This window comes from Phaeobacter sp. HF9A, from assembly GCF_011806385.1.
Taxonomy (GTDB): domain Bacteria; phylum Pseudomonadota; class Alphaproteobacteria; order Rhodobacterales; family Rhodobacteraceae; genus Epibacterium.
Genome location: NZ_JAATOX010000156.1, coordinates 1 through 7,742, shown reverse-complemented (window position 1 = coordinate 7,742; position 7,742 = coordinate 1). Strand labels below are relative to the sequence as shown.

4 protein-coding genes and 1 pseudogene are annotated in these 7,742 nt (G+C 61.8%); 3 read left to right on the top strand and 2 right to left on the bottom strand.

Features of this window, described 5'->3' with window-relative positions:
- Window positions 1–1,304, bottom strand: a 1,304-nt coding sequence (locus HCZ87_RS18670; protein WP_254868701.1) for a methyl-accepting chemotaxis protein, incomplete at its 3' end; no start/stop codon positions are given.
- A 27-nt stretch (window positions 1,305–1,331) separates the two neighbouring features.
- On the bottom strand, window positions 1,332–1,898 hold the full coding sequence (locus HCZ87_RS18665; protein WP_167646271.1) for a PDC sensor domain-containing protein: 567 nt from the start codon (window positions 1,896–1,898) through the stop codon (window positions 1,332–1,334).
- A 339-nt stretch (window positions 1,899–2,237) separates the two neighbouring features.
- Between HCZ87_RS18665 and HCZ87_RS18660 the strand changes: the two genes are divergently transcribed.
- The 3 genes and pseudogenes from HCZ87_RS18660 to fdhF all read left to right on the top strand — a co-directional run bounded on the left by HCZ87_RS18660 (window position 2,238) and on the right by fdhF (window position 7,667).
- Window positions 2,238–3,125 (top strand): LysR family transcriptional regulator, encoded by an 888-nt coding sequence (locus HCZ87_RS18660; RefSeq protein ID WP_167646269.1) that lies wholly within the window; start codon window positions 2,238–2,240, stop codon window positions 3,123–3,125.
- 92 nt (window positions 3,126–3,217) lie between these two features.
- On the top strand, window positions 3,218–4,906 hold the full coding sequence (locus tag HCZ87_RS18655; protein WP_167646267.1) for an NAD(P)H-dependent oxidoreductase subunit E: 1,689 nt from the start codon (window positions 3,218–3,220) through the stop codon (window positions 4,904–4,906).
- A 3-nt stretch (window positions 4,907–4,909) separates the two neighbouring features.
- Window positions 4,910–7,667: pseudogene (gene fdhF, locus HCZ87_RS18650) on the top strand (formate dehydrogenase subunit alpha).
- The last annotated feature ends 75 nt before the right edge of the window (window positions 7,668–7,742 follow it).

Genomic DNA, 7,742 nt, shown 5'->3' with positions numbered 1-7,742 from the left:
GCTTCCACCCCGGCGTTCAGGGCCAGGAGGTTAGTCTGAAAGGCGATATCGTCAATCACCGTGAGGATCTGCGAAATCTTGCTGGAGGAGGCCTCGATCTTGGACATGGCCTCCACGGCGTTGGACACGACCAGGCTGCTTTGCTCGGCGGTGGCGCGGGCGCCTTCCATGATGCCTTCGACTTCGCGGGCGCCATGCGCGGCTGATCGCACGCTGCCGTTCAGCTGTTCCATGGCTGCGGCCGTTTCCTCAAGGGTTGCGGCCTGGCTTTCGGTCCGCTGTGAGAGATCCCCGGAGGACACGCTGATCTGCTCCGCGCTGGAGCGGATACGTTCCGAGCATTCGATGACGGAATCAATGATGCTGACCATCGTGGCACGGGTCGAGTTGAAGTGGCGGCGCAGGGGTTCGTATTCTTCGGAAAAGGGCTCCGAGAGAGCATGGGTGAGATCGCCATCCGACATGTGCTTCAGCGCGTGATTGAGCGCATCGACCACCTTTTTCTGGCTGGCCTGAGCCTGTTCCCGTTTCTCTTCCAGCGCGCTGGCGTCTGCCAGCTGGTGTTTGAGATCCTCGACATTGCGGGCGATGCGGCCAATTTCGTCGGCCCGCGCGAGGTGTTCGCTTTCGTGGGAATAGTCGCCACCGGCAATGCCAACGATCATGTCACTCAGCTCATTGAGCGGTTTGCTGATCGCCCGCCGCAGGACGGTGGCGGAGACAAAGCACATCAGCAGCAAAATTCCGATACCGATGGCCGCTGCGATCGCCTGATCTTGCAGGGCCGCCGTCATCGCGGTCTGGCTCGACCAGAGCATTGCCACGGCCCCCACGGTCGCCCCTTTGGAGGTGGTGGCGGGGGCGGCGACAAAATCGCCATCGCCCGTTGTCTCCTGCGCGCCGGTCTGTGAGGCGACCTGCGCAAGGGTCACGAGATCGGCGACTTGCGCTTCGGTTGCCGTGCCGAAGGAAGCGACGATCTCGCCCTTGGTATTGATCGCCACACCGTGCAGGGCCTGGTTGTGAGAGGTTTCGATGACCCGCTGAAGATCCGACAGCAGCTTCTCCTGATCGCCAAAACGGATTGCGCCACCGCTTCGGGATGCAACCGAATCGGTGACGCTGACGCTCAGGGCCTGCACGCCGGCTTTTACGTTTCTATCAATGATCAGCTTGTTGGCGAGCATGATGAAGGTCGCGGTCACAAGCGTGGCCGCCACAATCAGCAGACCGGTTTTGGCAAAGACCGAGAGTCCACGGATGCTGGGCGGTTTCTTTTCCGGTGTCGTCATTGATGTTCCCATGCCGGGCTCCTGCGGTGGTCGGGATTTTTAGAGAAGGCTCTCGGCGTCGACGCCAACAGTCAGCGCGCCGATCGGCTCTCCACTGTCGGGATCATTGATGGTGAGGGAAATCTGGCCCTGATATTGCTGGGTTGACTCGTCCAGTTCCACCTCGCTGATATGGAATGCGCCTGCGCCCTTGCCGTAGGTTTCCTGGAATTTCGCTTCGTCCCCCTGCCACATGTCGGATGTGACAGCAGAGGCCGCGACGTTGAGGCCGTGCTCATCCATCACAAAAACTTCGGTGATTTCCCCCATCGACGCCTCGACGCGGGTGCGCAGGCTTTCGGCCAGGGCGCCGCTGAGCACGGGCGCGAGCAGCGGGTTGGAGGGGTCGCCGACATTGGCGCGCCAGGTTTGATCCAGCGCGTCGATCTCGGCCTGGGTCAGGTCGGAATTGGTTTCGTTCTGGGCCTTGATGGCAGCGACGATCTCGGGCGCATTCGCCCAGCCACTGATTTCAGTCTCCATGTAGGATTGCAGGGCCGGGGTGAACTCGTCAGCCAGTGCCGGTGTTACGAGCAGCATGGCTGCCAAAGTGGATACAAAACGCACGATTTAACTCCTTGAGACCGGGGCATCAGTGAAGATTCATTCCTTCCGACTTATCGCAGAGAGTTTACCAGCCAATTAATCCCCCCTGCGCCTGGCGTTGCGCCAAGGCGGGATCGCGACCGGGATGGCTGCCCTGTGATGCACCTGACCAGATGCCGGGTATCTAAAGTCTTGAACTCTCGCGGCCTCAAGGTGCATCCTTGGATAGATTGCGGACATAAAGACGGGTCTCCCGGCGCTTTGGAGGGGCGTGTCCGCGCAAGGGGTTTGGTCGCCTGCGCCTTTTGGGGTAAGCGATTGTCCTGATATCTCGGCGGCGGGCCGTGCAGGAGGACAAGAATGATCGAGCTGAAGGACCTGCAATTGCTGACGGCCCTCGCGCGCCATCAGCATTTCGCCAAGGCGGCAGAGTCCTGCAACATGTCCCAGCCTGCTTTTTCCATGCGTATCCGTGGCTTGGAGGATCGGCTCGGGGTGTCCATCGTGCGCCGGGGGAACCGATTTCAGGGCCTGACGGGCGAGGGGCAGATGATTGTGGATCGGGCCCGGCGGATTCTGGACGATGCAAAGGCGCTGGATCAGGAGATCGCCGCCGCGCGCGGCGAGGTCACCGGCACGCTTGTGATTGGCGTTGTGCCCACCGCCACCTCCTATGCCGCGCAGCTGATCAACCGGCTGCATCAGGCGCATCCACGGGTTCTTGTGCGGCTTGAGGTCACCACCTCGCTGCTGATCCAGCAGCGACTTTACGATGGAACGCTTGATGCCGGGGTGACCTATAGCGACAGCGTTGGGCGCGAGCATATGCGGTTGCTGCCGCTTTATGATGAATCCTATGTACTTTTTGCCTCCGAAGACATGCTGGCGGGGCACGGCGAGGAGATCAGCTGGCGCGAGGCCGCCGCCCTGCCGCTGGGCTTGCTGGAACCGCAGATGCAGAACCGGCGTATTCTGGATCGGATCTTTGCCGATCTGGGCCTGCGCCCCGAAGTCATGTCGGAATCGACCGGCTTCATGGCTTCGATGATCATGGCGCGCGAGGGGTCGGTGGCGACAATCCTGCCGCGCGCCCTGGTCGAGGCCCTCGGCCCGCTGGAGGGCACACGGGCCTTGCGGCTGGTAGACCCGGAGCAGAACCGCGCTATCTGTCTGGCTTGCATCGAGCGAGACCCGGAACTGACCACGATCAACGCATTGCGGAATGTCATCGCCGCAGATGCGTCATAAGGATTGCTTATCACGCCTTTTGGTTTTCCTATTTGACCATGGGGGACGCCGATGTGATTGCGATCCGAAGGCACCTGAATTGGGAGACGCCCATGGCACCTCTGGACAACACATCTGGCGTTTGGAAATCCGGACGCGGCAAGGGGCGGAAAACCCCGAAGGGTCGTCAGCTTGACGATCAGGCACATTCCGACATTCTCGCGTTGCTTGGGGATCGCCCCCGCAACCGCGATCTGCTGATCGAATTCCTGCATCTGGTGCAGGACAAGTTCGGCCATATCTCTGCCTCGCATATCCGCGCGCTGGCCGAGGAGCTGCGCACTGGCCAGGCGGAAATCTATGAAGTTGCAAGCTTTTACGCGCATTTTGATGTGGTCAGGGAAGGCGAGGCACCGCCGCCAGCGCTGACCATTCGGGTCTGTGACTCGCTGTCCTGCGAGATGGCCGGGGCCGAGCAGCTGAAAAAGGCGCTGGAGGAGGGCATGGACCCCGCTCAGGTGCGCGTTCTGCGCGCCCCCTGCATGGGGCGTTGCGACACCGCGCCGGTGCTGGAAATCGGTCACAACCACATCGACCACGCCACGGTTGAAAAGGTCGAGGCGGCGATTGCCGCGGATGACACCCACGCGCATCTGCCTGCCTATGAGACCTATCAGGACTACGCCGCCAATGGTGGTTACGCCGTGCTGAAAGATCTGCGGGCCAATGGCGACTGGGAAGCGGTGCAGGAAAAGGTGCTCTCTGCCGGGCTGCGCGGTCTGGGCGGTGCAGGGTTCCCCTCGGGCAAGAAATGGGGCTTTGTGCGCATGAACGAGGGTCCGCGCTATCTCGCCGTCAATGGCGATGAGGGCGAGCCGGGCACCTTTAAGGACCGCTATTATCTGGAGCGCACGCCGCATGTCTTCCTGGAGGGCATGTTGATCGCCGCATGGGCGGTCGAGGCGGAAAAAGCCTTTATCTATATGCGCGACGAATATCCGGCGGTGCTGGAAATCCTGCGCCGCGAGATTGCCGCGCTGGAAGAGGCGGGCATCGTGGAGCCAGGCTATATCGACCTGCGTCGCGGGGCAGGGGCCTATATCTGCGGCGAAGAAAGCGCGATGATCGAGTCCATTGAGGGCAAGCGCGGTGAGCCGCGCCACCGTCCGCCCTTTGTGGCGCAGGTGGGGATCTTTGGTCGCCCGACCCTCGTGCACAATGTCGAGACGCTGTACTGGATCACCAAGATCAACCGCGAAGGGCCGGAATGCCTGAATGCAGTTGAAAAGAACGGCCGCAAGGGGCTGCGCTCCTATTCCGTGTCGGGTCGGGTGAAAAATCCAGGCGTGCATCTGCTGCCTGCGGGTTCCACCATCCTTGATGTGATCGAGGCAGCGGGCGGCATGGTCGACGGGCATGCGTTCAAAGCCTATCAGCCGGGTGGCCCGTCCTCCGGTCTGCTGCCGGCGCATATGGATGATATCCCGCTCGATTTTGATACGCTGCAACCGCATGGTTCCTTTATTGGCTCCGCTGCCGTGGTGGTGTTGTCGGATCAGGATTCCGCCCGTGACGCCGCACTCAATATGCTGCGCTTCTTCGAGGATGAGAGCTGCGGCCAGTGCACCCCCTGCCGGGTCGGCTGCGAAAAGGCCGTGAAGTTGATGCAGGCGGAGAAATGGGATCAGTCGCTGCTGGAAGAGCTGAGCAGCGCGATGGTGGATGCCTCCATCTGCGGTCTGGGTCAGGCCGCGCCGAACCCGATCCGCCTGACCATGAAACACTTCCCCGAGGAGGTCTGAGCCATGTCGAAGCAAGTTACATTTACGCTGGATGGCGAGCAGGTCACCGCAGAGGCGGGGCTGACCATCTGGGAAGTCGCCAATGGCCGGGGTCTCAAGATCCCGCATCTCTGCCACAAACCGCAGCCGGGGTATCGCCCCGACGGCAACTGCCGCGCCTGCATGGTGGAGATCGAGGGCGAGCGCACGCTGGCGGCCTCCTGTATTCGCGAACCCGCCGAGGGAATGGTCGTCACCACCAATAACGCCCGCGCAACCAGCGCCCGCAAGATGGTGATGGAGCTGCTGGTCGCCGACCAGCCCGCGCAGGACGTGGCGCATGATAAGTCCTCGCATCTGTGGGATATGGCGGAACTGAACGGGGTTTCGGAGTCGCGTTTCCCCAAGCTGGAAGAGGGCCATATTCCGCTGCTCGATGACAGCCACGTCGCCATGAACGTGAACCTTGATGCCTGTATTTCCTGCGGGCTGTGCGTGCGGGCCTGCCGCGAAGTGCAGGTCAACGATGTGATCGGCATGGCGGGGCGGGGGCACAATGCCTATCCGACCTTTGACATCGTCCTCCTGTGTGGCCTGCGGCGAATGCGTGCAGGCCTGCCCGACCGGCGCGCTGATGCCCGCCACCGTGGTGGACGACGCGCAGGTCGGGGATCGTGCCGATTTTGACTCCGAGACCGAAAGCGTCTGCCCCTTCTGCGGTGTTGGCTGCAAGGTCAGCCTCAAGGTCAAGGACGGCAAGGTCAAATACGTTGAGGGCATCAATGGCCCCGCCAATGAGGGCCGACTCTGTGTCAAAGGCCGCTTTGGCTTTGACTACATCCACCACCCGCACCGCCTGACCAAGCCGCTGATCCGTCGCGACGACGCTCCCGCCAAGGGGCTTAACGTCGATCCCGGCAATCTGATGACCCACTTCCGCGAAGCAAGCTGGGAAGAGGCGATGGATTTCGCCGCCAAGGGGCTGGTCAAACTGCGCGACGCGGATCCGAAATCGGTGGCGGGCTTTGGGTCGGCAAAATGCACCAACGAAGAGGCCTATCTCTTCCAGAAGTTCATTCGCCAGGGCTTCAAGCACAATAACGTCGATCACTGCACCCGCCTGTGCCACGCTTCCTCTGTGTCGGCGCTGATCGAAAACGTCGGCTCCGGCGCGGTGACCGCAACCTTCAACGAGATCGTCAACGCCGATGTGGCCATCATCATCGGCGCCAACCCGATCGAGAACCACCCGGTTGCGGCGACCTACTTCAAGCAGTTCACCAAACGGGGCGGCAAGCTCATTGTGATGGACCCGCGCGGAGTCGGCATGCGTCGCTTTGCGACGGAGATGCTGCAATTCCGCCCTGGCGCCGATGTGTCGATGCTGAATGCGATCATGAACGTGATCGTCGAGGAAGAGCTCTACGACAGCCAGTATATCCACCGCTGGACCGAGAACTGGGAGGCCGAGAAGGAACATCTGCGGGCCTTCACCCCGGAAGCCATGTCCGAAATCTGCGGCATTGAACCGGAGCAGCTGCGCCGCGTGGCGCGCATCTTTGCCAGTGCCAAGGCGGGGATGATTTTCTGGGGCATGGGTGTCAGCCAGCACATCCATGGCACCGATAATTCGCGCTGCCTGATTTCGCTGGCGCTGATGACCGGCAATGTCGGCAAGCCGGGCGCAGGTCTGCACCCGCTGCGGGGGCAGAACAACGTGCAGGGGGCCTCTGATGCGGGGCTGATCCCGATGTTCCTGCCGGATTATCAATCGGTGATGGAAGATGATATCCGCAAGAGCTTCACCGATGTCTGGGGCGGTGGCGATTTCTCCAACGAGAAGGGCCTCACTGTGACCGAGATCGTCGATCAGGTCTACGCGGGCAATATCAAGGGCATGTATATCCAGGGCGAAAACCCAGCGATGTCCGACCCGGATGCCGAACACGCCCGCGAGGCCTTTGCCAAGCTCGATCTGATGGTGGTGCAGGATATCTTCCTCACCGAGACGGCGAACTTCGCGGATGTCATCCTGCCGGCCTCGGCGCTCTATGAAAAGAACGGCACGGTCTCCAATACCAATCGTCAGGTGCAGCGGGTGCGCCCCGCCGTGGCGCCTCCGGGGGAGGCGCGCGAGGATTGGAAAATCACCGTCGAGCTGGCGCAGCGCATTGGCCTGCCCTGGGCCTATGGTGACGTGTCCGAAGTCTTTGCCGAGATGAAGCTAAACATGAAGTCGCTCGACAATATCACCTGGGAGCGTCTGGAAACCGAGACCATCACCTATCCCTCGCTGCATGAGACCGATCCTGGTCAGGCGATCGTGTTCGGCGATGGTTTCCCGCGTCCCGAGGGGCGGGCGAAGGTCACACCCGCCAGTGTCATCCCGCCGGATGAGGCCCCGGATGCCGAATACCCGATGATCATGACCACCGGGCGACAGCTGGAACACTGGCACACTGGCTCGATGACGCGCCGCTCGCTGGTGCTGGACGCGGTGGAGCCGGAAGCCAACTGTTCGCTCCATCCCAGGACCCTGCGCGCCCTAGGGGTCGAGCCGGGCGAAATGGTGCGGCTCACAACCCGCCGCGGCTCGATCGAGATCATGGCGCGGGCGGATCGAGCGGTCGCCGAGGATATGGTCTTTGTGCCATTTGCCTATGTTGAGGCGGCGGCCAATATCCTGACCAATCCGGCGATCGACCCCTATGGCAAGATCCCGGAGTTCAAATTCTCCGCCGTGAGGGTGGAGAAGGCGCAAGGTCGGATCGCGGCCGAATAGGATCTGTCTTGTTCCGAGAGGATAGCGGGCGCGGAGTGTATCACTCCGCGCCCGTTTTTTCTGGTGGCGCCGCAC